Annotated in this window: 19 protein-coding genes, 2 pseudogenes and 1 riboswitch; of the genes and pseudogenes, 2 read left to right on the plus strand and 19 right to left on the minus strand. The window is 75.6% G+C overall.

Going from position 1 to position 25986, the window contains the following annotated elements:
• The first annotated feature begins 502 nt into the window (after window positions 1–502).
• Both ACIG87_RS07020 and crcB read left to right on the plus strand, forming a co-directional pair.
• The gene (locus ACIG87_RS07020; RefSeq protein ID WP_396848931.1) at window positions 503–1024 is read left to right on the plus strand and encodes a fluoride efflux transporter FluC; all 522 of its coding nucleotides are present in this window, start codon (window positions 503–505) and stop codon (window positions 1022–1024) included.
• Window positions 1021–1383: a fluoride efflux transporter CrcB gene (gene crcB, locus ACIG87_RS07025; RefSeq protein WP_396848933.1), complete on the plus strand. Its 363-nt coding sequence runs from the start codon at window positions 1021–1023 to the stop codon at window positions 1381–1383. The genes ACIG87_RS07020 and crcB overlap by 4 nt, the downstream gene beginning before the upstream one ends.
• Before the next feature lie 102 nt (window positions 1384–1485).
• On the opposite strand, the pseudogene ACIG87_RS07030 reads toward crcB, so the two are convergent.
• From ACIG87_RS07030 to ACIG87_RS07120, 19 genes and pseudogenes are all read right to left on the minus strand, one after another.
• A pseudogene (locus ACIG87_RS07030) lies at window positions 1486–2454 on the minus strand (sirohydrochlorin chelatase); the annotation flags it as partial.
• A complete protein-coding gene (locus tag ACIG87_RS07035) occupies window positions 2451–3044 on the minus strand; it encodes a precorrin-8X methylmutase (protein WP_396848935.1) in 594 nt (197 codons plus the stop codon). The gene ACIG87_RS07035 and the pseudogene ACIG87_RS07030, both read right to left, overlap by 4 nt.
• Before the next feature lie 58 nt (window positions 3045–3102).
• Window positions 3103–3285 carry a 4Fe-4S binding protein gene (locus tag ACIG87_RS07040; protein WP_396849242.1) on the minus strand — a complete coding sequence of 61 codons (183 nt, stop codon included), beginning with the start codon at window positions 3283–3285 and terminating at the stop codon, window positions 3103–3105.
• Between the two features lie 134 nt (window positions 3286–3419).
• Window positions 3420–5177, minus strand: a complete 1758-nt coding sequence (gene cobJ, locus ACIG87_RS07045; RefSeq protein WP_396849243.1) for a precorrin-3B C(17)-methyltransferase — start codon at window positions 5175–5177, stop codon at window positions 3420–3422.
• Window positions 5178–6034: 857 nt separating this feature from the next.
• A pseudogene (gene cbiE, locus ACIG87_RS07050) lies at window positions 6035–6622 on the minus strand (precorrin-6y C5,15-methyltransferase (decarboxylating) subunit CbiE); the annotation flags it as partial.
• Between the two features lie 74 nt (window positions 6623–6696).
• Window positions 6697–7848 (minus strand): cobalt-precorrin-5B (C(1))-methyltransferase, encoded by a 1152-nt coding sequence (locus ACIG87_RS07055; protein WP_396848937.1) that lies wholly within the window; start codon window positions 7846–7848, stop codon window positions 6697–6699.
• Window positions 7845–8675 carry a precorrin-4 C(11)-methyltransferase gene (cobM, locus tag ACIG87_RS07060; RefSeq protein ID WP_396848938.1) on the minus strand — a complete coding sequence of 277 codons (831 nt, stop codon included), beginning with the start codon at window positions 8673–8675 and terminating at the stop codon, window positions 7845–7847. Before cobM ends, ACIG87_RS07055 begins: the two co-directional genes overlap by 4 nt.
• On the minus strand, window positions 8672–9424 hold the full coding sequence (gene cobI / locus ACIG87_RS07065) for a precorrin-2 C(20)-methyltransferase (RefSeq protein ID WP_396848940.1): 753 nt from the start codon (window positions 9422–9424) through the stop codon (window positions 8672–8674). Before cobI ends, cobM begins: the two co-directional genes overlap by 4 nt.
• Complete coding sequence (locus ACIG87_RS07070) at window positions 9421–10767, minus strand: cobyrinate a,c-diamide synthase (protein WP_396849245.1); 1347 nt, start codon at window positions 10765–10767, stop codon at window positions 9421–9423. Before ACIG87_RS07070 ends, cobI begins: the two co-directional genes overlap by 4 nt.
• Complete coding sequence (gene cobO, locus ACIG87_RS07075) at window positions 10764–11375, minus strand: cob(I)yrinic acid a,c-diamide adenosyltransferase (RefSeq protein WP_396848942.1); 612 nt, start codon at window positions 11373–11375, stop codon at window positions 10764–10766. The genes ACIG87_RS07070 and cobO overlap by 4 nt, the downstream gene beginning before the upstream one ends.
• Window positions 11375–13690, minus strand: a complete 2316-nt coding sequence (locus ACIG87_RS07080; RefSeq protein WP_396848944.1) for a VWA domain-containing protein — start codon at window positions 13688–13690, stop codon at window positions 11375–11377. Before ACIG87_RS07080 ends, cobO begins: the two co-directional genes overlap by 1 nt.
• A 56-nt stretch (window positions 13691–13746) precedes the next feature.
• Window positions 13747–17544, minus strand: coding sequence for a cobaltochelatase subunit CobN (gene cobN, locus ACIG87_RS07085; protein WP_396848945.1), 3798 nt, complete (start codon window positions 17542–17544; stop codon window positions 13747–13749).
• Window positions 17545–17823: 279 nt separating this feature from the next.
• Window positions 17824–17953, minus strand: a riboswitch (cobalamin riboswitch).
• A 549-nt stretch (window positions 17954–18502) separates the two neighbouring features.
• Entirely contained in the window at window positions 18503–18838 is a 336-nt protein-coding gene (locus tag ACIG87_RS07090; protein ID WP_396848947.1) for a hypothetical protein, read from the minus strand.
• Window positions 18839–19039: 201 nt separating this feature from the next.
• On the minus strand, window positions 19040–19933 hold the full coding sequence (locus ACIG87_RS07095; RefSeq protein ID WP_396848948.1) for an aldo/keto reductase: 894 nt from the start codon (window positions 19931–19933) through the stop codon (window positions 19040–19042).
• A gap of 73 nt (window positions 19934–20006) precedes the next feature.
• On the minus strand, window positions 20007–21233 hold the full coding sequence (locus ACIG87_RS07100) for an MFS transporter (protein WP_396848950.1): 1227 nt from the start codon (window positions 21231–21233) through the stop codon (window positions 20007–20009).
• Window positions 21234–21329: 96 nt separating this feature from the next.
• A complete protein-coding gene (locus ACIG87_RS07105) occupies window positions 21330–22448 on the minus strand; it encodes an aromatic acid exporter family protein (RefSeq protein ID WP_396848951.1) in 1119 nt (372 codons plus the stop codon).
• 279 nt (window positions 22449–22727) lie between these two features.
• Window positions 22728–23525, minus strand: a complete 798-nt coding sequence (locus ACIG87_RS07110; protein ID WP_396849247.1) for a sugar phosphate isomerase/epimerase family protein — start codon at window positions 23523–23525, stop codon at window positions 22728–22730.
• 86 nt (window positions 23526–23611) lie between these two features.
• The gene (locus ACIG87_RS07115) at window positions 23612–24763 is read right to left on the minus strand and encodes a dihydrodipicolinate synthase family protein (protein ID WP_396848952.1); all 1152 of its coding nucleotides are present in this window, start codon (window positions 24761–24763) and stop codon (window positions 23612–23614) included.
• Window positions 24760–25911 carry a Gfo/Idh/MocA family protein gene (locus ACIG87_RS07120; protein WP_396848954.1) on the minus strand — a complete coding sequence of 384 codons (1152 nt, stop codon included), beginning with the start codon at window positions 25909–25911 and terminating at the stop codon, window positions 24760–24762. The genes ACIG87_RS07115 and ACIG87_RS07120 overlap by 4 nt, the downstream gene beginning before the upstream one ends.
• Between the last annotated feature and the right edge of the window lie 75 nt (window positions 25912–25986).

Raw genomic sequence — 25986 nt, forward strand, 5'->3', positions numbered from 1 at the left:
TGTCAATGAAATCAGCGCAATTCACCGACCGTCACGGGCGTCCGTCGTGCGTGGAGTGTGCACAGCGGACACCCGCCCACCGCTTCTGTTTCCCATCGTCCGGCGGTCAAACCCCGCCCCCGCGACGAGGTGCGGGGCAGTCGCCCGCTGCGCGGCCGGCCTCGGCCCGGCCGTGCCCGTCGGGGCGCGGGCTGCGGCGCGGCACGGTCGCGGCGCAACGACCGGAACTCCCGCCGGCCGCCGGTGCCGGCCGTACGCCGGTCGGTGCCCGCCGCGTGGCCGAGCCCGGGTGATCCCGGCCCGGCCGGGCCTGGAGCTGCGGCGACCCACCACCGGATGCCGGCGCTCAGGTGCGCCCGACGGTCACCCGTGCCGGCCGGCACGGGCTATGCTCACGGACGAGTCGGCGGTGGGGCCCGCCGTCCCGGCCCCGACCGGGAGAACCGCGCCGGACGCGCCAACGGTCCCTGCCAGTGGTCCACGTACTGGTGGGGAGGTCCCGATGTCGCAACGGCCACCGCGCCGCGTCGACCCCGACGTCGACCTGCGCGTCCCGGCCGACCGGGCTGAGCTGACCGCACGTCCCGCCGCCGTGCTGGGCGTCATCGCCGCCGGCGGGGTGCTCGGGGCGTTCGCCCGTGCCGGGGTGCAGACCGCCCTGCCGTACGCCCCGACCGGTTTCCCCTGGTCCACCTTTGCCGTGAACGTCACCGGCTGCCTGTTGATCGGGGCGCTGATGGCGGTGCTCGGCCGGCGTCGGGTCGGCCCGCTGGTCCGGCCGTTCCTCGGGGTGGGCGTGCTCGGCGGCTTCACCACCTTCTCCGCGTACGTGGTGGACGTGCACCGGGCGCTGGCCGCCGGGGCCGCCGCCACCGCGCTGGGCTACCTGGCTGCCACCCTGGTCGGCGGGCTGCTGGCGGTCGCCGCCGGTGACGCCCTGGCCACCCGGCTGCTCGACCGGGGGTCCGGATGGCCCGGACGGTCAACGGCGTCGGACCGGACAGCCGGCGGGGACGCCCGGTGACCGTGCTGCTGATCGCGCTGGGCGCGGCGCTCGGTGCGCCGCTGCGCTACCTCACCGACCGGGCCGTGCAGGCACGTCACGACTCCCGGTTCCCGTGGGGGACGCTGACCGTCAACGTCGCCGGCTCGCTGCTGCTCGGCGCGGTGGTCGGGGTGCCCGCCGGGCCGGCGGTGACCGCGCTGGTCGGCACCGGTTTCTGTGGCGCACTCACCACCTGGTCCACGTTCGGCTACGAGACCGTACGGCTGGCCCGCACCGGCGCCCGGCTTCACGCGATGGCCAACGCCCTGGTCAGCGTCGTCGCCGGGCTGACCGCGGCGACGCTCGGCTTCGCCCTGGCCCAGGCATTCACCGGCTGAACAGCGGGCAGGGCGTCAGCGGGCAGGGGTCGCGCCCCGCACGGCGACCTGCTCCGGTCGCGGCCCGGCCGCCGTCTCGGGACCAGGTCGGCCCTCGCCGACCCCGGGGCGCTCGTCGCCGACCCCGGAACGACCGGGGCCGTGCTGGTGGCCGGGGTCATGCTGATGACCGTCGCCATGCCGATGGCCCTGGCCGTGCTGATGACCGTGGCCGTCGACCGGGTCGTCGGGGTGGTCGTGGGGGGTCTGCGGACGGCCCACCTTGTCGGCGAAGCCCGGCATCAGCACCCGGTACGCGCAGGTGTCGCAGTTCATCCGGATGTCCCCGCGCAGTGCCTCGGCGTGCCGCTCCAGCACCAGGTCGGCCAGGGCGTCGCAGTCACCGATCAGGTCGGCGACCCGGATGTCGAGGTCCGGATGGTCGGCGGCGAACGCCTGCGACTGGGCGACGATCCGGTCCGGCAGCACCCCGGCGAACAGGAAGTACGGGGCGACCACGATCCGGCGGGCACCGAGCCGCCGCAGCCGGTCGAGCACCGCCGGCACGGACGGCTCGGCCAGCGAGATGAACCCCGGTTCGACCCCCGCGTAGCCGCGCCCCTCCCAGAGCAGCCGGGCCACCTTCGCCACCTCGGCGTTGGCGTCCGGGTCGGTGGCGCCGCGCCCGATCAGCGCCACCCAGGTGCCGGCCCGGTCGGCCCCGGCGAGCGCGGCGTCGATCCGCTGCTCCAGGACCGTGTGCAGCAGTGGGTGCGGGCCGAGCGGGCGGCCGTACCGGTAGGTCAGACCGGCGTGGCGGTCCTGCTCGCGGGCCATCGCCGCCGGGATGTCGCCCTTGCCGTGCCCGGCGGCGGTGAGCACCAGCGGCAGCGCCACCAGCGCCCGGTGACCCTGGGCGACCAGCGCGGTGACCGCGTCGGTCAGCGGCGGCCGGGACAGCTCGATGAAACCGCCCGCGACGTCGCCGACGGTGGCCCCGGCCCGGCTGCGGACCCGCTCGACGAGCGCGGTGAACTGGTCGACCCCGGCCGCGCTGCGCGTACCGTGCCCGACGATGACCAGTGCGGTCATGTTTCCTCCTGGTAGAGCAGGGCGTTGAGGGCGGCGGCGGCGACCGCCGAGCCCCCCTTCTCGCCGACGTTGGACACGGCGGGCAGGCCACTGGCCCGCAGCGCCGCCTTGGACTCGGCGGCCCCGACGAAGCCGACCGGCAGCCCGACCACCAGCGCCGGGGCGGCGGCCACGGCGATCAGTTCGACAAGCGCGGTCGGCGCGCAGCCGACCACCCAGACCGCCCCCGGCCCGACCCGGTCCAGGGCGATCCGGACCGCCGCCGCCGACCGGGTCAGCCCGGTCTGCCGGGCCAGCACGGCGGCGGCCGGTTCGGCGACCGGGCAGACGATCTCCCGACCCGGGCGGGTGATCCCGGCGGCCACCATCGCCACGTCGGTGACGATCGGCGCACCGGCCCGCAGCGCGGCCAGCCCGCCGACCAGCGCCGCCTCGTCGCAGACCAGGTCGGTGACGTAGTCGAGGTCGGCGCTGGCGTGCACCACCCGCTCGACGACCGCGCGGGTCAGCGGTGGCAGCCGCCCCAGGTCGACCCGTTCCCGCAGGATGCGGTACGACTCCTGCTCGATCGGGTGGACGGCCCGGCTCACCGCTCACCCCCCGCGACCGGCCGGTGGCGGGTCGGGCCGACGGCGTACCCGGTGGTGGTCATGGTTCTCCTCGACGGTCGGTGGTGGCCCGGATCGCGTCCACCGGGCAGATCTCCACGCACTCCAGGCAGCCGGTGCAGCGGTCGGCCCGGACGGTCAACCCGCCGGGGACCGGGCGGATCGCGTGGGTGGGGCAGGTGAGCAGGCAGGCGCCGCAGCCCTGACAGGCGTCGATGACCACCGGCGCGACGACCGGGCCGGACCGGGACGCGACGACCGGGCCGGGCGGCGGGGCGACGACCGGGCCGGACGACAGGGCGGCGGCCGGGCAAGGCAGCGGGGCGGCGGCCGGGCCGGGCGGCGGGGCGGTCGGGGTCATTCGCGCCACCGGTAGCCCCGGGGGGTGACCATCCGGCCACCGACCAGCCGGGTCTGCGAGCTGCCCACCACGACCAGGCCGTACATGTCGACCAGGGTCGGGTCGAAGGTGGCGAGGGTGGCCAGGTGGACCTGTTCGTCGGGACGGCTGGCGTTGCGCACCACCCCGACCGGGGTCTGCGGCGGGCGGTGCGCGGCGAACGTCTTCAGCACCGCGCCGAGCTGCCAGTCCCGGGCCCGGCTGCGCGGGTTGTAGAGCAGAGCCACCAGGTCCGCCCCGGCGGCGGCGGCGACCCGCCGTTCGATGACCGCCCAGGGGGTGTGCAGGTCGGACAGGCTCAGGTAGACGTGGTCGTGTCCGATCGGGGCACCGAGCAACGCCGCCGCGGCCAGGGCGGCGGTCACCCCGGGCACCCCGACCACGTCGATCCGCTCGTCGGCGTACTCCAGGGCGGGGCTGGCCATCGCGTACACCCCGGCGTCGCCGGAGCCGACCAGGGCGACGGCGTGCCCCGCGGTGGCCTCCGCGACGGCGGTCCGGGCTCGTTCCTCCTCCGCGCCGAGCCCGCTGGCGAGCACCCGGGTACCCGGCCGGAGCAGGTCGCGGACCTGGTCGACGTACTGGTCGAGGCCGACCACCACGGCGGCCCGGCGCAGCTCGGCGACGGCGCGCGGGGTACGCAGGTCGGCCGCGCCGGGGCCCAGGCCGACGATCGCCAGCCGGCCGCGCGGGGCGTGCCGGGCGATCGCGACGGTCGCCATCGCCGAGGCGGTCTTCGGCACCAGCAGGCTGCCGCCGCCGCGCAACGCCGCCGCCTCCGCGACGCTCGGCGTGCCGACGGCGGCGCGGACCACCTCGCTGGGGTGCGGCACGTCGACCGTCGCCAGCTCCGCCGCCGGCCAGGTCTCCAGGGGTACGCCGAGCGCCTCGGCGGTGGCCCGGATGCCCTCCTCGTCGGCCTTGACGTCGACGCTGGCCAGGCAGCGCAGGCTGGCCGGGCTCAGGCCGGCGTCGTCGAGCGCCCGGTGCAGCAGCGCGGCGACCTCGGCGGCGGGCACCCCCCGGCTGGACCCCACCCCGGCGACCAGGGACGGGGGCCGCAGCACGGCGGTCCGGTCACCGAGCGGCACCACCCGGTCGGTGACCAGCACCCGGTACCCGCGCTCCGCGCCATCGGGCTGGTGCCCGGCGGGCGGGGTCGGCGCGTCCGGCGTGGCGGTGGCACCGGCCGGCGGGACGACGTGGACGTTCGGTGGCAGGGCGGGCAGCGGCCACACCGCGTCGGCGACCAGCCGGACCGGCTCGCCGTCGAGGATGGCCCGGGACACCGTGGCCACCGCCCCCTCGACCGGCCAGCCGAGGGTGTCCAGGCCGGGCAGGTCGACCGCGTCGGTGGCGGTGGTGACCACCGGCCGGGCGTCGAGCAGCACGGCCACCTCGGCGGCGAGCGTGTTCGCGCCCCCGGCGTGGCCGCCGAGCAGGGCGACGGCGTGCCGGGCGGCCTCGTCGACCACCACCACCGCCGGGTCGGTGCGCTTGTCGCCGAGCAGCGGGGCGAGGATCCGCACCACCGCCCCGGTGGCCAGGAACGCCACCACCGCGTCGCAGCCCGCCCAGGCGGCACGCAGCGCGTCGGCGACCCCGTCGGCCTCCACGAGTCGGGCGTGCGGCCAGGCGGCGGCCAGGGTACGGGCGTGCCGGCGACCGGCGGCGGTCGCCGCGACGAGTCCGACGCGAGGCGGTGCGGTGTCGATCCCGGGCGTCCCCTGGTTCCGGCGCGGTGCGAAGGCGATCACGGGCGCTCCCCGGTGAGGACGACCACCGGGTTGGTGGCCGCGAGTCGGATGGAGCCGCCGGGCAGATCGGCGAGCCGGGCGGCGGCGAGCTGGCTGCCGGTCACCGTGTAGCCGGCGGTACGCAACAGGTGCACGGCCGGGGCGACCCGGTCCAGGGCGGCGAGGGTGACCACCACCCGGACGGGGCGGCGGTCGGCGACGGCGGTCAGCACGTCGGTCCCGCCACCCCCGACGAAGACGGCGTCCGGGTCGGGTAACCCGCACAGCACGGCCGGCGCGTCGCCGGTGACCACCCGGACGTCGACGCCGTGCCGGGCGGCGTTGGCGGCGATCGGGGCCGCCGGATCCCGCTCCACGGCGATCACCGCCGCGCCGAGCAGCGCGCACTCGATGCCGACCGACCCGCTGCCCGCGCCGACGTCCCAGACCAGCCGGCCGAGTCGGGGCCGCAGCCGGGCCACCGCGAGGGCCCGTACCTCGGCCTTGGTGATCATCGAATCCCGGTGCCGGTACGCGGACTCGGGCAGCGCCCAGCCGTCGGCGGGCGCGGCGGCCGGCTGGTTGTCCGCCCGCACCGGCCCGACGCCGACCGCACCACCGACGTCGCCCCGGCCCGCGACGCCGGGCGAACCACCGATGCCCCTCCGGTCGATACGCCCCGCCCCGGGGCCGCCGTCGAAGTCGGCCACGAATCCGTCGTCGGGGTCGGCCACAGGATCGACGCCGGAGCCGGCCACGGAATCGACCTCAAGGTCGGCCACGGGATCGACGCTGGAGTCGGCCACGGGATGGAGATCGGGGTCGCCGGTGGTCGGGGCGAGGCTGAGCAGCACGTGCGGGTCGGCCCAGCGGCGGGCGGCGGCCTGCTCCGGGGTGGTCCAGGTGATCCGTTCGGCGGGGGTGCCGAGGTGTTCGGCGACCAGCAGGCGGCGAGGCCAGCCGGCCAGTCCGGCACCGATCTCGGCGGCTCCGGCGTCGGGCGCGGTGAGCACGGCGACGGCGGGCAGCGCCCGGCAGGCGTTGAGCGCGGGGCCCAGCTCCCGACCGTGCGCGGTGACCACCACCGCGCCGTCCCAGTCGAGCCCGGCGCGGGCGAACGCGGCGGCCACGCTGGACACCGCCGGCAGCACCCGGACCGGCAGCCCGGCGGCGCGCAACCGGCGTACCACGCCGAAGAAGCCGGGATCGCCGCTGGCCAGCACGACGGCCGGAACCCCGGCGGCGTGGGCGGTGACGAGCCGGTCCAGCGCGGGGGCGAGCGGGCCGAGGGTGACGGTGTCCACGCCGGGCGGCACCGGCGCGGCGGCCAGGTGCCGGGCCGCCCCGACGACCAGTCCGGCCCCGGCCAGGGCGGCCCGCGCGGGCGGGGACAGCGGCCGACCGGCCGCGTCGACGCCCAGCACCAGGATCGGCTCCGGCCCGGTCTTCCCGGCCGCCGGCTCCGACCGCGCCGCGCCGAGCGGCAACTCCGGGCCGGTCACGCCGGCCACCGGCCGGACGAGGCGACCAGGTTGTCGCCGGCGAAGTCGACCATGGCCACGTCGACGGTGAGCGCCGGCCCGGCGAAGCGGCGCAGCACCTGACGGACCCGGCCGCAGAGCAGGTCACCGGCCGGACGCAGCAGCCCGGCGGCCTCCCACAGCTCGTACGCGTGCCGTCCGGTGTTCGCCGCCACGACCGCCGCGACCAGGTCGGCGTCGCCACCGGCCTCGGCGGTGACCGCGCCGAGCAGCGACAGGTCCACCTTCGACCGGGTGTAGTGGGTCATCAGGATGCCGGCGGCGAGTTTGGCCAGCTTGCCGGCCATGCCGACGAAGACGACCCCGGTCATCGCGTCGCCGACGGCGGCGGTGACGGCCGCGCCGGTGAAGTCGCCGACCTCGACGAAACACACCTCGGGCAGCTCCGGCAGCAGCGCGCGGGCGGCCCGTTCGGTACGCCCACCGGTGCACAGCACCACGGTCCGCTGCCCCTGGGCCGCCATCACGTGCACCGCCTGCACCACGCTGGCCCGCCAGGAGGCGGTGGAGAAGGGTCGGACGACGCCGGTGGTGCCGAGGATCGAGATGCCGCCGACGATGCCGAGCCGCCGGTTGGTGGTCTTGCGGGCCATCACCTCGCCGCCCGGCACGCTGATCACCACCCGGACACCCACCTCGGTCAGGTCGACCACCTCGGCGACGGCCTGGCCGATCATCCGCCGGGGGGTGTCGTTGATGGCCGGTCCGCCGACTTCGAGTCCGAGCCCGGGTCGGGTGACGGTGCCGACGCCGGAGCCGCCGGCGAGGTCCAGGCCGGGCCGGGGCCGCCAACCGACGGTGGCGGTGAGGTGCGCGCCGTGGGTGACGTCCGGGTCGTCCCCGGCGTCCTTGACCACGACCGCCTCCGCCTGTGGAGCGGGCAGCGGGGTGAGCTCGCAGCGGGCGACCGGGAAGGCCACTCGTCGGCCGGCAGGCAGCCCGATCTCCACCTCCCGCTGGGGCACGCCGGTGACCAGGGCGGTCACCGCCGCCTTCGCCGCCGCCGTCGCGCACGCGCCGGTGGTCCAGCCGGTACGCAGCGCGACCGGCCGGACCTTCGCGGTACGCGGCAGGTCCGGCTCGCGCAGCGGCGGCTCGACGTACGTCACTGTGGTGCGTCCCCCGGTCCGGCGGCGCGGGACCGGCGCAGCTCGGCGCGGGCGGTCGGCTCCGCCCGACGGAAGGTGTGGAAGTGCCCGGGATGGTAGAGGTGCGAGCGGGTACCGGTGGCGGCGAGCGCCGGGCCGACCAGGAACAGGGTGTGCTTCCACAGCCGGTGTTCCTTCACGGTGGCCGCCAGGTCACCGAGGGCGCACCGCACCACCAGCTCGTCCGGCCAGGTCGCCTGGTAGGCCACCACCACCGGGGTGTCGGCCGGGTAGCCCCCGGCGAGCAGTTCCGCCTGGGCCTGCCCGGCGCGGGCGGCGGAGAGGAACAGCGCCATGGTGGTGCCGTGCCGGGCGAAGTCGCGGACCCGCTCCCCGGCCGGCATCGGCGTCTTGCCGCCCTCCAACCGGGTGAGGATCACCGACTGGGCCACCTCGGGGATGGTCAGTTCCCGGCCGACGAGGGCGGCGACGGCGGTGAACGAGGAGACCCCGGGGACGATCTCCACGGCCAGGTCGAGGGCGACACACAGGTCGAGCTGTTCCTGCACCGCACCCCAGAGCGCCGGGTCACCGGAGTGGATCCGGGCCACGGTGAGCCGGTCGGCGGCGGCCCGCCGGTACAGCGGCAGCACCCCCTCGATGGGCAGCTGCGACGAGTCGACGATCTCGGCGTCGGGGCGGGCGTGGGCCAGCACGTCGGCGTGCACCAGGCTGGCCGCCCAGATCACCACGTCGGCGGCGGCGATCACCCGGGCGGCACGCAGGGTGAGCAGGTCCGCGGCACCGGGACCGGCCCCCACGAACCACACCTTTCCGGTGCTGGTCACAGTTTTCCTCCCCGCCGGTCCCGGCGGGCCGGGACCAGCAGCGTCGACAGATAGGGCAGGTCGTCGTCGGCGGGTCCGACCGGTCCGATCCGCTCGTCCGGCAGGCCGAGGCCCCGGCCGAGCACGGCGTCGTCGAGCCGATCGTGTCGGCGCAGCTCGTCGACCAGGTCCCGGTGGCGACGCCACCCCTTGTAGACCACGACGGTGCCGGGGCCGGCGAGGGCGTCGGCGACCGGCGCCAGGCCGGCGGTGGCCGGCAGCAGGGTCAGCGGCTCCCGCCCCTGGCAGAGCGGGACGCCGCTGCGCGCGGCCAACTCCTGCATGGCGGTGACACCGGGGACGGTCCGCACCTGCACCGCCGGCCGCAACGCCCGTACGCCCTGGGCCAGGTAGTCGAAGGTGGAGTAGACGTTCGGGTCGCCGATGGTGGCGAAGGCGACCGACCGCGCGCCTCCGTCGATCGCGTCGACGACGGCACGGGCGGCGGCGTCCCAGGCGCGTTCCCGGCGGGCGGTCACCCCGCCCCGGTCGTCGAGGGCGAACGGCACCCGGCGTAGCCGGTCCGCCGACACGTGCGCGCGCACCGTCGTCTCGGCCCGGCCGGGCGGCGTCCCCGGGTCCGCCGCCAGCCGGTCCAGCACCGGTACGACCACCAGGTCGGCCTCGGCCAGCACCCGTACCGCCTTGAGGGTGAGCAGTTCGGGATCCCCCGGTCCGACCCCCACCCCGGTCAGCGTCGCGGCGGTCACCGGCTCGCCGCCTCGACCAGGCGGCGGGCGGCCTGTGGCCGGCCCGCCCAGTGGGTGTGCAGGTAGGAGGCGTGCACCTGGCCGGTGACGAAACCGTGGGGGGTGTCGTCCCAGCGCCAGGCGGGCCGGTCGCCGTGGCCCGGGTCGGTGACGGTGCGGTGGAACTCGTGGCCGCGTACCGGCTCACCGGCGGGGTGGACCGGGGAGTCGGTGACGGCGACCGCGTCGCGGTAGCCGAGGGTGAGCCGACCGGTCATCCGGGCGTGGTGGTCGAGCCGACCGCACATCGGCACCCCGTTCAGGGACCGGCCGAGGTAGAGCAGCCCGGCGCACTCGGCGACCACCGGACCGGCGAAGTCGGCAAGGTCGGCACGGAGCCCGGTGTTGGCGTTCAACGCCTCCACGTGCACCTCGGGGAAGCCGCCCCCGATGACCACGGCCCGGGTGCCGACGGGCAGGGCCGGGTCGCGCAGCGGATCGAAGGGGGCCACGGTCGCCCCGGCCGCGGTGAGCAGTTCGGCGGTCTCCGCGTACGAGAAGGTGAAGGCCGCTCCGGCGGCGACCGCGACGACCGGACGGTCCCCGCCGGCCGGGCCGCCGACGGCGACGGCCGGATCCCACGCGTCGACGGTCAGCGGTGGCGCGCTGCGGGCCAGGTCGAGCACGGCGTCGAGGTCCACGGTGGCCTCGACGAGCGCGGCGAGAGCCGCCACGACGGCCAGCGACTCCGGTGCCCGTTCGGCGACCGGCACCAGCCCCAGGTGCCGTGCCGGGGCGGCCACCTCGACGGCCCGGGTGACCGCCCCGAGCACCGGTACGCCCACCTCGGCGAGCGCGTCGCGCAGCAGGGTCTCGTGCCGGGGCGAGCCGACCCGGTTGAGGATCACCCCACCGACCCGGACGGCCGGGTCGAAGGCCCGCATGCCGAGCACCAGCGCGGCGACCGAGCGGCCCTGCGCGGTGGTGTCGAGGACCAGCAGCACCGGCGCGTCGATCAGCGTGGCGACGTGGGCGGTGGAGGCGTACCCGGCCCGGCCGACCGCGCCGTCGTGCAGACCCATCACGCCCTCGACCACGGCGACGTCGGCGGGGGTGGGGACGCTCGCGCCGTGCCGCAGCAGCGGGGCGATCAGCTCCTCGCCGACCAGCCACGGGTCGAGGTTGCGGCCGGGGCGGCCGGCGGCGAGCGCGTGGTAGCCGGGGTCGATGTAGTCGGGGCCGACCTTGTGCGGGCTGACCGTGAGGCCCCGGCGGCGCAGCGCGGCGAGCAGGCCGGTGGCCACCGTGGTCTTGCCGTGTCCGCTGGCCGGGGCGGCGACCACCAGCCGGGGCAGCGCGATCACCACTCGATGCCCTTCTGGCCCTTCTGGCCGGCGTCCATCGGGTGCTTGACCTTGGTCAGCTCGGCGACCAGGTCGGCCGCGGCGACCAGGCGCGGGTCGGCGTCCCGGCCGGTGATCACCACGTGCTGGAAGCCGGGCCGGTGGGTGAGGGTGTCGACCACCTCGTCGACGTCCACCCAGCCCCACTTCATCGGGTAGGTGAACTCGTCGAGGACGTACAGGCCGTAGCGCTGCGCGGCCAGGTCGCGCTGGATCTGCCGCCAGCCCTCCAGGGCGTCGGCGGCATGGTCGGCGTCGCCGCCACGCTGGATCCAGGACCAGCCCTCGCCCATCTTGTGCCAGGCGACCGGGGCGCCCTGGCCGGTGTCGGTGTGCACCTGTCCGAGTGCGCGGAAGGCGTTCTCCTCGCCCACCCGCCACTTGGCGCTCTTGACGAACTGGAACACCCCGATCGGCAGCCCGGCGGTCCAGGCCCGCAGCGCCAGCCCGAACGCGGCCGTCGACTTGCCCTTCATCTGGCCGGTGTGGACGATGGTCAACGGGCGGTGCCGCCGCTGCCGGGTGGTCAACCCGTCGGCGGGCACGTGGTCCGGCTTTCCCTGTGGCATCAGCGCACGCTCCGGTTCGTTCCGACGGTGGCAAGCCCGGCCAGCGGGTCGGCGGCGACCGTGTCGAGGCGGTGGTGGGCCGCGCCGAGCTGGCCGGCCAGCCGGCGGGCCAGGTGCAGGCGGACCGGTCCGGACTCGCAGTCGACCACGACACACGGCGCACCGGTGGCGGCGAGGACGGCCGCCGCACGCGCCGACCGTTCCAACGGACGCGGGCCGGCGGTGGCCCGACCGTCGGTGACCACCAGGACCAGCGGACGCCGTCTCGGGTCGCGCAGCCGCTGCACCCGCAGCAGGTCGGCGGCGGCGAGCAACCCCTCGGCCAACGGGGTACGCCCGCCGGTGGGCAGCTCGGTCAGCCGCGCCGACGCGGCCAGCACCGAGGACGTGGCCGGCAGCAGGACCTGTGCCCCGTCGCCCCGGAAGGTCACCACCGCCACCGTGTCCCGGCGCTGGTAGGCGTCGGTGAGCAGGGCGAGCACCGCGCCCTTCACGGCCGACATCCGCTGCCGGGCGCCCATCGACCCGCTGGCGTCGACCACGAACAGCACCAGGTTGCCTTCGCGGCCCTCCCGGACCGCCTCCCGCAGGTCGTCGGGGCGCAGCAGCAACCGGCCGCCGCACCGGCCCCGCCCGGCCTGGTGCGGGGCGGCGGCGCGCAGGGTGGCCGGCAGGTGCAGCGCGTCGGGCCGGCCGGCGGGCACCCGCGCGCCGGTGGTCCGCCCCCGCCCGGTCCGGGCCCGCGACCGCCGGCCGGGCACCCCGTCACCCACCCCGGGCGCGGTGAACAACCGGGCCGTCATCCCACCACGGGGTACGGCCACCGACTGCGTCCCGGTCGCCGGGTTCCCGTCCGACCCGTCCGGACGTCCGGTGCGGCCCGGTCGCTCGCCGGTGTCCGGGCCGGTGTCGGCAGGGTACGGACGGGCGGCGGCGTCGGGGCCGCCGTCCGGGCCGGTCCCGCTGTCGTCACGCCCACCCGGTCCACCGCCTGACGGCCCGCCGGCACCACTGTCCGGGCCGGCACCGCCGGAGCCACCGTCCGGGCCGGAGCCGCCAGAGCCACCGTCCGGGCCGCAGCCGCCGGCCGGGCCGGGACCGCCGGAACCACCGGCCGGGCCGGGACCACCGGGACCGCCGTCCGGGCCGGAGGTGTCGGGACCGCCGTCCGGGCGGGGGGTGTCCGGGCCGGTTTCGGGTGGGTCGTCGTCGGGGTGCTCGTCGCGGGCCCGCTGCAACACCTCGTCGAGGTGCTTCTCGTCCAGCCCGGGGGTGTCGAACGGGTCACGGCGACGTCGGTGCGGCAGGGCGAGCCGGGCGGCGACCCGGACGTCGTCGGCGGTGACCCGGTCCCGGCCCTGCCAGGCGGCGTGCGCGACGGCGGTACGGGCGGTGACGATGTCGGCGCGCATGCCGTCGACGTCGAACGCGGCGCAGACCTCGGCGACCTGCCGCAGCGCGGCGTCGGGCAGTCGTACCCGGTCGAGCCGGTCCCGGGCGGCGGCGACCCGGGCGGCCACCTCGGCGTCGGCGGCGGCCCAGCGGGCGGCGAACCCGGCCGGGTCGGCATCGGCGGCGAGCCGGCGACGCACCACCTCCACCCGGACGGCCGGGTCACGGCTGGCGGCCACCTCGACGGTGAGCCCGAACCGGTCGAGCAGCTGCGGACGCAGCTCACCCTCCTCCGGGTTCATCGTGCCGACCAGCAGGAACCGGGCGGCGTGGCTGACCGAGACACCCTCCCGTTCGACGTGGCACCGGCCCATCGCGGCAGCGTCCAGGAGCAGGTCGACCAGGTGGTCGTGGAGCAGGTTCACCTCGTCGACGTAGAGCACCCCACGGTGGGCGGCGGCGAGCAGGCCCGGTTCGAAGGCGCGTACCCCCTCGGCAAGGGCCTTCTCCAGGTCGAGCGAACCGACCACCCGGTCCTCGGCGGCCCCGACCGGCAGCTCCACCAGCCGGGCCGGCCGACGCTCGACCGGCGCGGCGGCCGGGTGGGCCCGGTCGGCGGCGGCCGGGTGTGGACCGTCGGGGCAGGTCGGGTCGGGGGCGGCCGGGTCACAGCCGAACCGGCAACCGGCGACCCGGTCCACCGGTGGGAGCAGGGCGGCGAGGGCCCGTACGGCGGTCGACTTGGCGGTGCCCTTCTCGCCCCGGACGAGCACCCCGCCGATCGCCGGGCTGACCGCGTTGAGCAGCAACGCGAGGCGCATGTCGTCCATCCCGAGCACCGCCGAGAAGGGATACCCGCTCACCGAGCCACCTTCCGTTCGCGACTGCGGGGCTCGCAAACCCGGCTCACTCCTCGCGCTCACCGAGCCACCTTCCGTTCGCGACTGCGGGGCTCGCAAACCCGGCTCACTCCTCGCGCTCACTGTCGCTCCTCCAGGTCGCCCTCGGTGGCCAGGTAGGTCTCGCGGAGGCGGTCCAGGGTGGCCGGCTCGGGTGCGGCCCACAGCCCCCGCTCGGCGGCCTCCAGGAGTCGTTCGGTGATGCCGCGCAGCGCCCACGGGTTGGACTGCTCCAGGAACTCCCGGGTCGGCGCGTCGAACAGGTACGCCTCGGCCAGGTGCTCGTACATCCAGTCGTCGACGACGCCGGCCGTGGCGTCGTAGCCGAACAGGTAGTCCACGGTGGCGGCCAACTCGAAGGCGCCCTTGTAGCCGTGCCGGCGCATCGCGGCGATCCACTTCGGGTTGACCACCCGGGCCCGGAACACCCGCCGGGTCTCCTCACCGAGGGTCCGGGTGCGCACGTCGTGCGGCATCGCCGAGTCGCCCACGTAGGCGGCCGGGGTGGCCCCGGTGAGGTGCCGGACCATCGCCACCATCCCGCCGTGGTACTGGAAGTAGTCGTCGGAGTCGACGATGTCGTGTTCGCGGGTGTCCTGGTTCTTCGCCGCCACCGCGATCCGGGCGAACGAGCGTTCCATGTCGGCCCGCGCCTCCCGCCCGTCCAGGCCCCGGCCGTAGGCGTAGCCGCCCCAGACGGCGTACACCTCGGCCAGGTCGGCGTCGGTGCGCCAGTTGCGGGCGTCGATCAACGGCTGCAGCCCCGCCCCGTACGCCCCGGGTTTGGAGCCGAAGATCCGGGCGGTGGCCCGCCGCTCGTCGCCGTGCACGGCGACGTCGGCGGCCACGTGTGCCCTCAGGTAGTTGTCCCCGGCCGGCTCGTCGAGGGCGGCGACCTGCCGCACCGCGTCGTCGATGAGGGCGACGACGTGCGGGAAGGCGTCCCGGAAGAAGCCGGAGATGCGGACCGTGACGTCGACCCGGGGCCGGCCCAACTCCGCCAGCGGCACCACCTCGACGCCGGTGACCCGACGCGACCGGTCGTCCCACACCGGCCGGCAGCCGAGCAGGGCCAGCACCTCGGCGATGTCGTCGCCCTGGGTACGCATGGCGCTGGTGCCCCAGACGGTCAACCCGACCGAACGGGGGTACGCCCCGGTGTCGGCGAGGTACCGGGCGAGCAGCGAGTCGGCAAGCGCCACCCCGACGTCCCAGGCGTTGCGGCTGGGGATCGCCTTCGGGTCGACGGAGTAGAAGTTGCGGCCGGTGGGCAGCACGTTGACCAGGCCCCGGGTGGGTGACCCGGAGGGTCCGGGCGGCACGAACCGGCCGTCGAGCGCACCGAGGGTATGGGTGATCTCGTCGGTGGTCCGGTCCAGCCGGGGCACCACCTCGCGGGCGGCGAACCGCAGCACCTCGGCGGCGTCAGGGAAGGTCCGACCGGCCACCTCCTCGACCACCGCGTCGACCCGGGCGGAGTTCCAGCCGAGGGTCTCCATGCCGAGGACGAGCCGCCGGGCCAGCCCTTCGATCAGGTCGACGGCGTCGGCGGCGGTGACCGCCGGGCCGTCGACGACGTCGGTCAGCGCCGCCGGCACCACCACCCGCTGTCCGGGCTCGGCAAGCAGCGCCTGCTCGTCCAGGCCGTAACCGGCAGCGAGGGCCTGTCGCAGGCCGGGCAGGGCGCGGCTGCCGCCCCACACCTGGGGTGCGCGCAGCACGGCGAGGACGAGGTTCACCCGGGCCTCGCCGGTGGGCACCTCGGCCAGGATGTGCAGCCCGTCGCGGATCTGCACGTCCTTGACCTCACACAGGTAGCCGTCGAGGTGCAGCACGAAGTCGTCGAAGTCGTCGGCGGCGGGCATCGCCTCGGTGTGCAGGTCGTGGTGCAGTTCGGCGGCGCGCACCAGGTCCCAGATCTGCCCCCGGACCACCGGCACCTTCGCCGGGTCGAGGGCCTGGACGGTGGCGTACTCGTCCAGGAGCTGTTCGAGTTTCGCCAGGTCGCCGTAGGTCTCGGCGCGGGCCATCGGTGGCACCAGGTGGTCGACGACGACGGCGTGCGCGCGCCGCTTGGCCTGGGTGCCCTCGCCGGGGTCGTTGACGATGAACGGGTAGACCAGCGGCAGGTCGCCGAGGACGGCGTCCGGGGCGCAGTCCGCGGCCAGCCCGAGGCCCTTGCCGGGCAGCCATTCCAGGGTGCCGTGCTTGCCGAGGTGCACCACCGCGTCCGCGCCGAAGCCGCCGTCGGCGACCGGCGCGGCCAGCCACCGGTACGCGGCCAGGTAGTGGTGGCTGGGCGGCAGGTCGGGGTCGTGGTAGATGGCGATCGGATTCTCACCGAAGCCCCGTGGCGGCTGGATCAGCAGGGTGACGTTGCCGAACCGCAGCCCGGCCAGGACGATGTCGCCGTCGTCGGTGTAGAGCTGGCCGGGTGGCTCACCCCAGTGTTCCCGCATCCGGTCCCGCAGGTCGACCGGCACCTGGTCGAACCAGCGCCGGTAGGTCTCCCCCGGCACCCGGGCCTCGGCGGCGGACAACTGTTCCGGGGTGAGCCACTCGACGTCGTGGCCACCGGCGGCGATCAGCGCGTGGATCAGCGCGTCCCCGTCGGTGGGCGGCGGCGCGTCGCCGAGGTGGTAGCCGGCGGCAGCGAGGGCGGCGAGCAGCCGTACCGCCGAGGCGGGGGTGTCCAGCCCGACGGCGTTGCCGACCCGGGAGTGCTTCGTCGGGTAGGAGCTGAGCACGATCGCCAGCCGCTTGTCGGCGTGGGGCAGATGCCGCAGCCGGGCCTGCCGGACAGCGATCCCGGCGACCCGGGCGGCGCGTTCGGCATCAGCGGCGTAGACCGACAGCCCGTCGGCGTCGATCCGTTTGAACGAGAACGGCACGGTGACGATCCGGCCGTCGAACTCGGGGATGGCCACCTGCATCGCCGCATCCAGGGGGGACAGCCCGGCGTCGCTGCCGGCCCACTGCGCACGGGTGCTGGTCAGGCAGAGCGCCTGGATCACCGGTACGTCCAGGGCGGCGAGCGCGCCGACGTCCCAGGCATCCTCGTCACCCCCGCCGGAGGCGTCGGCGGCGACCGTCCCACCGGCGGCGAGGACGGTGACGACGAGGGCGTCGCAGCGGGCGAAGAGGTCCAGCGGCCCGTCGCCGGGGGCGAGGCCGCGCAGCGAGCCGCAGAAGATCGGCAACGGGTTGCCGCCGGCCGCGTCGACCGCATCGGCCAGGGTCTCGACGAAGCCGGTGTTACCGGCCAGCGCGTGCGCCCGGTAGAACACGATCCCGACCGTCGGCCGACCGTCGGCACCACCTTCCCCACCCGCCGACCCGGCCCCCGCAGCCGACCCGACCCCCGCAGCCGACCCGGTCCCTTCGACCGGCTCGGCCCCCTCGACCGGGCCGGTGCCTCCGCTCGGGCGGGGCGTTGGCGTGGGCGTTGGCGTGGCGCCGAGGATGCCATAGGCAGGGGTGGGGGTGGGTGGGTCGAAGCCCTCGCCGGTGAGCAGGACCGTGTCGGACAGGAACCGAGCCAGCTGGGCCAGATTCTCCGCACCCCCTTCGACCAGGTAGGACAGCGCCTCGGTGGCCACCCCGGAGGCCACCGTGGAGACCGCCATCAGCTCCGCGTCGGGCACCGCCTCACCGCCGAGCACGATCGTGGGCACGCCGGAGCCGAGCACCGCGGTGAGGCCGTCCGGCCACGTCTGCCGACCACCGAGCAGCCGTACGACAGCCAGGTCGACGCCGTCGAGCAGCGCCGGCACGGCGTCCACACCGACCCGGGCGGGGTTGGCGAGTCGGTAGTCGGCGGCGCTGGCGCGGGCGGCGAGCAGGTCGGTGTCGGCGGTGGACAACAGCAGGATGCGCACGTGCAGCTCCGGAGAGTGACACCCGAGTCGACCGTGGTGGCTGGTCGGGCGGAGTGGATGGACGCCGCTCAGCGGCGACGGAGGTATCGACTCACCCGCGCCGGGCGGCGGGGGCGCTCGGGGCGGTCGTCAGCGGCATGCGGCACGCCGACCGATCGGGCGACACGGCCCGGTCACGGCGGTGGGATAGCCGACCATCAACGGATCGGCGGCGGTGGAGACGCTGCGCGTCATCGGATCCTCCTCGGGTGTCCACGCCCTGGGGTTCTCCGACGGCCGAAGTATCCTGGCTTCCGGATCGACGCTCACCCCCGGTCTTCCAACCGCACACACACGGTCGTGACTCGCGAGGGGGGATCGCTCCCCGGTGACAGTGGCGGGACCGCGTCGGAATCACACCGACTTCCTTCACTGCCGTCAGGCCGCGAATGCTGCCACACTCCTCACCCCGAGGTCAACGGCGGGCACCCGGACCGGACGGAGCTGATCGACCGGCGTGACGGGGCCGTACGAGGCCGTCGCGCCCCTCGCACGCAGCAGCCACCACGCCCGGCGTTCCACGGCCGAGCGGCAGACGAAGACCTCGCTGCCGGGGACGGGCGGAACCGGCACGTCGAACCCCGGGGCTCGACGACAGCGGGCCGGAGCATCACGCCCGGCCTGAGGCCGACGGTGCAGCGGCCCGGCGGGTCACATGTCTCCCTTGCACGCTGTCGAGCTGATGACGTCAACGACTCAGGCCGTCACCGTTGGGTTCACCGGGACGGCCATCGACCCCACGACGCCGATCCGTCAACGTCAAGCGACGCTGATCCGTCAACGTCATCAGCTCGAAAGGACGGCAACAGGGGTACCTTCACCGGCAACCCGCTCGACATCGGACCCGCCGGCCCCGGACAGCACCCCGGCACCCAACAGGACCGGTGCCCAGCAGGACCGGCGCCCAGCAGCCCGACACTCAGCGGGACCGGCGCTCCGGGTGGGACCGGTTCCAGGCCCGCATCCGCTCGGGATAGCCGGTCTTCGCCGCCTCGTAGAGTGGCACCGCGTGCCGGTGGGCCAGCTTCGCCGCCGTGCGCGGTGAGCCGGTACGGCGACGGATCCACTCCCCGTCGTGCGCGATCGCCACGACAGTGGTGTCGGTGGCGGTGGTCTCCGGTTCGAGGTAGAACTCCACCCCCCGGTGGGCCGCCACGAAATCCTCCAGCGCGGTCAGATCCTCCCGGGTGGCCTCCCGGTCGAGCTTGGTCGGGATGCCCTCGACGGCCCGGGGCCGCCGGTTGAACCAGCCCATCTGCCCGTTCCTCTCCTCGGCGTCCCTCCAGTGGAGCACCCCTACCTGGCAGCGCGCTGCGAGCCCCGTGACAGCTGGCTGAACGGGCGCCCCAGGCCACCGCAGCTACCCCGCGCGCGAGCGGCGACACCACCAAGAGCGGCGACACCACCGAGAGCGGCCAACACCGCCGAGGCCGACTACTCGGCCGAGGACGACGGCTCAGCCGAGAGCAGCCAGGTCGTCGGGGGTGAGTCGCAGCGCGGCGGCGGCCACGTTCTCGGCCACGTGCTCCGGATCACCGGTGCCGGGGATGGCCAGCACGTGCGGGCCCTGGTGCAGGGTCCAGGCGAGGCGTACCTGCTGCGGGGTGACGCCGTGGGCGCGGGCGACGGCGTGCACGGCTGCGGCGTGGTCGGTGCGCGCCCCACCCTCCCGGTTGACCCCGGCAAGGGCGAAGAACGGCACGTAGGCGATGCCCCGCACGCCGCACTCACGGACCAGGGCATCCTGGTCACTCCGGTTGTCCAGCGCGTACTTGTTCTGTACGCAGACCACCGGGGCGATGGTCTGCGCCTCGTCGAGGTGGTCGAGGCGGACGTTGGACAGGCCCAGGTGCCGGATCAGGCCGGCGTCGCGCAGCGCGGCGAGCGCCCCGAAGCGTTCCGCCACGGAGTCCGGCACGGGTCGCTTGACGATCCGCAGGTTGACCAGGTCGAGGTGGTCGCGGCCGAGCCGGCGCAGGTTCTCCTCCACCTGGGCGCGCAGTGCGGCCGGGCCGGTCTCCTCGTGCAGCCCGGTCGCCGGGTCGTACCGGAAGCCGACCTTGGTGGCGATCACCAGGTGGTCCGGATACGGGGCGAGCGCGGCGCGGATCAGCTCGGTGGCGTACCGGGCGGGGCCGGTGCCGACGTTCAGCGTGCCGCCCGGTGAGACGTAGAAGGCGGCGGTGTCGAGGTGGTCGACCCCCAGTTCGACGGCCCGGCGCACGACCCGCAGCGCCCGGTCCCGGTCGGGGTGGGCGGTGATCCGCATCGAGCCGAACCCCATCCGGTGCACGGTGCGGTCGCCCAGGGTCCAGTGGCCCGCCGCCGCGGCGGTGATCTCGGTAGGCATTCGGCGACCCTAGCCAACTCCGACGGCCCGTGGAGTCGGCCACGCACCCGATACCGGTGCCGCTCGGTGACTGCTAGTTTTCTTGTACTGGAGCGGTGGCGGACGAGCCGGCCGGCGGCCGGGTCGCCGGCACCAGGGCCAGCGTCGGGATCAACAGCACCGGCACCACCAGCAGCGCGTGCAGGGTGCCGACGTGGTCGCCGAGCAGGCCCAGCAACGGCGGGCTGGCCAGGAACGACGTGTAGCCGAGCACCGCGACGACGCTGACCCGGGCCGGAGCCCGTTCCTCGTCGTCGGCGGCGGCGCTCATCCCGACCGGGAAGCCGAGCGACGCGCCGAGCCCCCAGAGCACCACCCCGACGACGGCGACCGGGCCGGAGCCGGCCAGCACCGCCAGCAGCGAACCGGCGGCGGCCAGCAGGATCGTGCCGACCAGCACCGGGCCCCGACCCCAACGGTCGATGGCCACGGTGCCGGCCGTCCGGCCGATGGTCATTCCGGTGACGAAGACCCCGAAGACGGCGGCGCCGGCGGCCTCGCTGACCCCGTAGCCGTCGACGAAGGCGACCGCCAACCAGTCGTTCGCGCTGCCCTCGGTGAACGCCATCACCAGGACCAGCGCGCCGATGAGCAGGGTGCGGGGCTCCCGCCAGGCCGCGAGTAGGCCGCCCCGGCGGGTCGACCCCCCGTCGGCGTGGGAGGCGGGCAGGAACCGCCGAGCCCCGAGCAGGGTGCCACCGAGCACCAGCACCGCCAGCGCCGCCAGGTGGGCGGTGATCGGGACGCCGAGCCGGGCCGCGCCGGCACCGAGGCCCGCGCCGGCCACCGAGCCGAGGCTCCAGGCGGCGTGGAACCGGGGCAGGATGGTGCGGCCCAGGCGCTTCTCCACTGCCGCGCCTTCGACGTTCATCGCCACGTCGCAGGTGCCGGAGCCGTAGCCGAGGGCGAACAGTCCGACCGCGACGCCGGGCAGCGAGCCGATCGGGCCGGCGGCGAGGCCCACCCCGGCCAGCCCGGCCGCCACCAGTACGGTCGAGGTGACGACGGTGCGGGCCGGGCCGAGACGCTGGGTCACCAGGCCGGCGCTGATCAGCGCCAGGACCGCGCCGCCGGACATGGCCAGCAGCAACAGGCCGAGTTGGCCGGCGCTGAGGCCGAGCGCCTCACGGACGGCCGGGATCCGGGAGAACCAGGTGGCCACGGCGAGGCCGTTGAGGGCGAAGACCACCGCGACGCCGTTGCGGGCGGCCAGCAACGGCGGGGGTACGGCACTGCGGGGCGGGCTGGCGGTAGCGCTCACGACGGGGGCGGTCCTTCCGGTACGACATCCTCGTCGTCGATCTCACACCCGATTCGTCACGGCCACAAGCGGTATACGCCCCTTACCCCATGCCGGTCAGAGCGCGGGCAGTCCGAGCGCCTCGTCCACCCGGGCCAACACGGCGGCGTCGTCGTCGGTGCGCACCCCGCGCAGCAGGTCGATGGCGGTGGCCCGGATCTGGCCGACGATCATCGCCAGCGGCAGGCTCTGACCGGCGGTGAAGAGCCGTCCGGCGATCCGGACCGCCGCCAGGGCGGCCCGGTCGGCCTCCTCGGCGTGTCGGTCACCGGCCTCCTCCGCACCCTCCAGGTCGGCCGCGAGCGCCAGGCCGGCCGCCTCGACCGCCCGTGCCAGGTCACGCAGCGCCGCGCCCAGGTCGGACGGGACGGGGGTGGGCAGCCGGCTGAAGGTCACCCCGGCGCGAGCCAGCACCCGGATGTTGCGTACCGCGTAGTCGATCTGGCCGATGGAGGCGTCCACGCTCCGGAGCCGGCCGATGTGCCGGCGGCGGCGGACGTTGAGCCGGACCGCCTCGCCGGCGGCGAGGACGGCGTCCCGCAGCGGCTCCACGTCGAGCTGCCGGGCCTGTTCCAGGGCGGCCAGCGCGGCGGGCGCGTCATGCCGGTCGAGTGCGGTGGCCACCTCCTCCAGCACCTCGGCGAGGCCGTCGAAGGTACGCCGGAACTCGGCGACCAGCGGAGCCAGCGGCCGGCGGGCGTCGATGAGCTGGCTGGCCACCACCGCCACCCCGCCACCGATCAACGCGTCGACGAACCGGAACGGCACCAGCGACTCGGTGGCCGGGGAGACCACCACCAGGTAGAGGGCGGAGACCGCGGCCTGCACCACCGAGACGGTGCTCGCACCGATCGCCACCGCGAGGGCGATGGTGAGCAAGATGACGGTGAAGACCGTCCAGGTGGTACGCGGCCCCAGGGCCTGGACCACCAGGTCGGCGACGAGGACGCCGGCGGCCACCCCGAGCACCACCTCGACCGCCCGGCGTACCCGCTGGCCCCGGGCCTGGCCGAGGACGATCAGCGCGGCGGCGGGCGCGAAGAAGGGCTGGGGGTGGCCGACGATCCGGGTGGCCAGCACCCAGGCCACGGTGGCCGCCAGGGTCGTCTCGACGACCGGTAGCCAGCCCTGCCGCAGCCGGCCGGCGGCGGCCTGCAACCAGCTCCACCGCAGCATGTGCCGCCTCCTCCACTCCGCTCGGGTCGGGTCGGGTCGGCCCTCACGCTACGGCGGTCTCGACGTCGGCCCCACGCCGCACTCGGCACGGCGACCAGCTGCGGCCGTCACCGCCGGCCGGAACGGGACGCCTCGCCCGGTGAGGTACCGGGTCGCCCAGGCCCAGCCCGCCCGCAACACCCGCCCGGCACCGGCACCCGCCCAGCCCCCGCCACCCGCTCGGCCCGTTCTTCGGTGCCGGTCCGCTCGACGCGGGTGCCGGGAGCAGTAGCAGCCGGGTCAGGGCAGATGGGTCAGGTAGGCGTCGATGGTGGCGGCGAGAATGTCGGGGCCGGGCCGGGACCAGAGCGCAGCCTGGAACACCTCGACCTCGACCGGCCCGGTGTACCCGGCGGCGTCGACCGCCTCGCGCAGCCGGCGCAGCTCGACGCAGCCCTCGCCGGGCAGCGCCCGGCCGAGCAGCACCCCCTCCGGCAGTGGGGTCACCCAGTCCGCCACCTGGAACGCGGCGATCCGGTCGGCGGCCCGGGTGATCTGCGCGTACACCGTGTCGTCCCACCACACGTGGTAGGTGTCGACCACCACCCCGACCACCGCCGGGTCGAACCGTTCGGCGATGTCGAGCGCCTGGCCGAGGGTGCTCACCACGCACCGGTCGGCGCTGAACATCGGGTGCAGGGGTTCGATGGCCAGCCGTACCCCGGCCGCCGCCGCCTCGGGGGCGAGCGCGGCGACGGCGTCGGCGACCTGCCGGCGGGCCCCGTCGACGTCCCGGCTGCCGGGCGGCAGCCCGCCGGAGACCAGCACCAGTTCCCGGGTGCCGAGGGTGGCCGCCTCCTCGATGGCCCGCCGGTTGTCGTCCCACCAGTCCGGGCCGGTGAAGAACCCGCCCCGGCAGAGCGAGGTGACGGTGATTCCGGCCTCCCGGACCAGCCGCGCCGCCCGGTCGACGCCGTGCTCCTGGACCGGCTCCCGCCACAGGCCGATGCCGGGCACCCCGGCCGCCACACAGCCGGCGACCACCTCGGCCAACGGCCAGTGCGTGGCGGTGGCCTGGTTGAACGAGAACCGGGCCAGGCCCTCGCCCGGCACGACCCGTCCCGCCACCGCCGCCACCGCGCCGCCGCCGGGCACCACGCCGCCGCCGGGCACCGCCGGGGCGGTCACTGGGTCACCCCGGCCACGGTGAAGTAGGCGCGGGCCCGCGCCGCGGCCAGCTCCGCGTCGGGCAGCAGCCCGGCGGCGTCGGCGAGGACGAGCAGCCGGGCCAGGTGGGCCGGGGAACGGCCGGACTGCTGACCGGCCAGCATGGTGAAGTGGTCCTGGTGCCCGGCCAGCCAGGCGAGGAAGACGATGCCGGTCTTGTAGAACCAGGTGGGCGCGGCGAACAGGTGCCGGGCCAGCGGCAGCGTCGGGGCGAACACCGCGTCGTAGCGGTCCAGGTCGCCGGCGTCGAGGGCGGCGAGCGCGGTGGCGGCGGCCGGCGCGATGGCCGCGAAGACGCCGAGCAGCGCGTCGGAGTGGCCCTGGTCGTCGCCCCGGATCAACTCCGGGTAGTGGAAGTCGTCGCCGGTGTAGAGGCGTACCCCGGCGGGCAGTCGGCGACGCAGCGCGACCTCCCGGTCGGCGTCGAGCAGGGACACCTTGATCCCGTCGACCTTCCGCTGGTGCTCCTTGATCAGGTGCAGCACCGTCTCGGTGGCCTCGTCCAGGTCGGTCGAGCCCCAGTAACCCGCCAGCGCCGGGTCGAACATGTCGCCGAGCCAGTGCAGCACCACCGGCTGGTCGGCGGCGGCGAGCAGTTCGTCGTACACCCGCAGGTAGTCGTCGGGGCCGGTGGCGGCGGCGGCCAGCTGGCGGCTGCACATCAGCACCGGGCGGGCGCCGGCGGCGCTGACGTCGGCGAGCTGCGCGGTGTAGGCCCGGGTCACCTGGGCCACCGTCGCCGGCCCGGGTGGGAGCTGGTCGGTGGCGACCCCGGCGACGATCCGGCCGCCGACCGCGCGGGCCTCGGCGGCGCTGCGCCGGATCAGCTCCCGGGTGGCCGGGTGGTCCAGGCCCGCGCCGCGCTGGGCGGTGTCCATCGCCTCGGCCACCCCCAGCCCGTACGACCAGAGGTGGCGCCGGAAGGCGAGCGTGCGCTCCCAGTCGACGGCGGCCGGGGCACCCGGCACGTTCTCCGCCCCCGGGTCGGCGACGACGTGCGCGGCGGCGTACGCCATCCGGCTGGTGGACGGACCGGTGGGGCGGTCGTGGCCGGCGCTGCCGCGCAGCCGGTGCGTGCTGCCGTCGGGCAGCCGGACGGTGGCGGTCACCGGGTCAGCTCCGGCACCTCGACGCGGCGACCCTCCCGCGCGGAACGCAGCCCCAGCTCGGCAAGTTGCACGCCGCGTGCGCCGGCCAGGAAGTCCCACCCGAACGGGGCACCGGTGACGACGTGCCGCAGGAACGCCTCCCACTGCACCTTGAAGCCGTTGTCGAACTCCTCGTTGTCGGGCACCTCGGTCCACTGTGCCCGGAAGTCCTCGGTGGCGGGCAGGTCCGGGTTCCAGACCGGCTTGGGGGTGACCGCCCGGTGCTGGGCCCGGCAGCGGCGCAGCCCGGCGACGGCGCTGCCCTCGGTCCCGTCGACGTGGAACTCGACCAGTTCGTCGCGGTGCACCCGGGTGCACCAGGACGAGTTGAGCGCGGCGACCACCCCGCCGTCGAGTTCGAAGATGCCGTACGCGGAATCGTCGGCGGTGGCCGGGTACGGCCGGCCGGCCTCGTCGACCCGCTGCGGGACGTGGGTGGTGGCGACGCAGGTGACCGCCCGCACCGGGGCGAACAGTTCCTCCAGCACGTACTGCCAGTGCGGGAACATGTCCATCACGATGCCGCCGCCGTCCTCGGCACGGTAGTTCCAGGAGGGCCGTTGGGCGGGTTGCCAGTCGCCCTCGAAGACCCAGTAGCCGAACTCGCCGCGCACGGAGAGGATCTGGCCGAAGAAGCCGCCGTCGATCAGCCGCTTGAGCTTGCGCAGCCCGGGGAGGAAGAGCTTGTCCTGTACGACGCCGGTGCGGATGCCGGCGGCGTCGGCGGCCCGGACCAGTTCCAGCGCGGCGGCGCTGGACTCGGCGAGCGGCTTCTCGGTGTAGATGTGTTTGCCGGCCTCGATGGCCTGGCGGATCGCCTTCTCCCGCTGCTGGGTCACCTGGGCGTCGAAGTAGATCTCCGCGTCGTCGCGGGCGAGGGCGGCGGCGAGATCGGTGGTCCAGTCGGTGAGGCCGTGCCGTTCCGCGACCGCCCGCAGCCGGGTCTCGTCCCGGCCGACCAGGATCGGCTCGGGCCAGATCCGGGTGCCGTCGCCCAGCGCCAGGCCGCCCTGCTCACGGAGGGCGAGCAGGGAGCGGACCAGGTGCTGGCGGTAGCCCATCCGACCGGTGACGCCGTTGACGATGATGCCGATCGACCTTCGGGTCATGGTCGTCCTTCCCCTTTGCACATCACGGAGGTAAGCGCTTTCCTAGCAGCCTAGGCGGCGGCCCGACCACGGGGC

This window comes from Micromonospora sp. NPDC051925 (assembly GCF_044548625.1).
Lineage (GTDB): Bacteria > Actinomycetota > Actinomycetes > Mycobacteriales > Micromonosporaceae > Micromonospora.

Excerpts from the sequence above, each read along its gene's own strand:
- ACIG87_RS07020 (WP_396848931.1), top strand. The coding sequence starts at position 503 with ATGTCGCAACGGCCACCGCGCCGCGTCGACCCCGACGTCGACCTGCGC.
- cobO (WP_396848942.1), bottom strand. The coding sequence starts at position 11,375 with ATGCCACAGGGAAAGCCGGACCACGTGCCCGCCGACGGGTTGACCACC.
- ACIG87_RS07090 (WP_396848947.1), bottom strand. The coding sequence starts at position 18,838 with ATGGGCTGGTTCAACCGGCGGCCCCGGGCCGTCGAGGGCATCCCGACC.
- ACIG87_RS07095 (WP_396848948.1), bottom strand. The coding sequence starts at position 19,933 with ATGCCTACCGAGATCACCGCCGCGGCGGCGGGCCACTGGACCCTGGGC.
- ACIG87_RS07105 (WP_396848951.1), bottom strand. The coding sequence starts at position 22,448 with ATGCTGCGGTGGAGCTGGTTGCAGGCCGCCGCCGGCCGGCTGCGGCAG.
- ACIG87_RS07120 (WP_396848954.1), bottom strand. The coding sequence starts at position 25,911 with ATGACCCGAAGGTCGATCGGCATCATCGTCAACGGCGTCACCGGTCGG.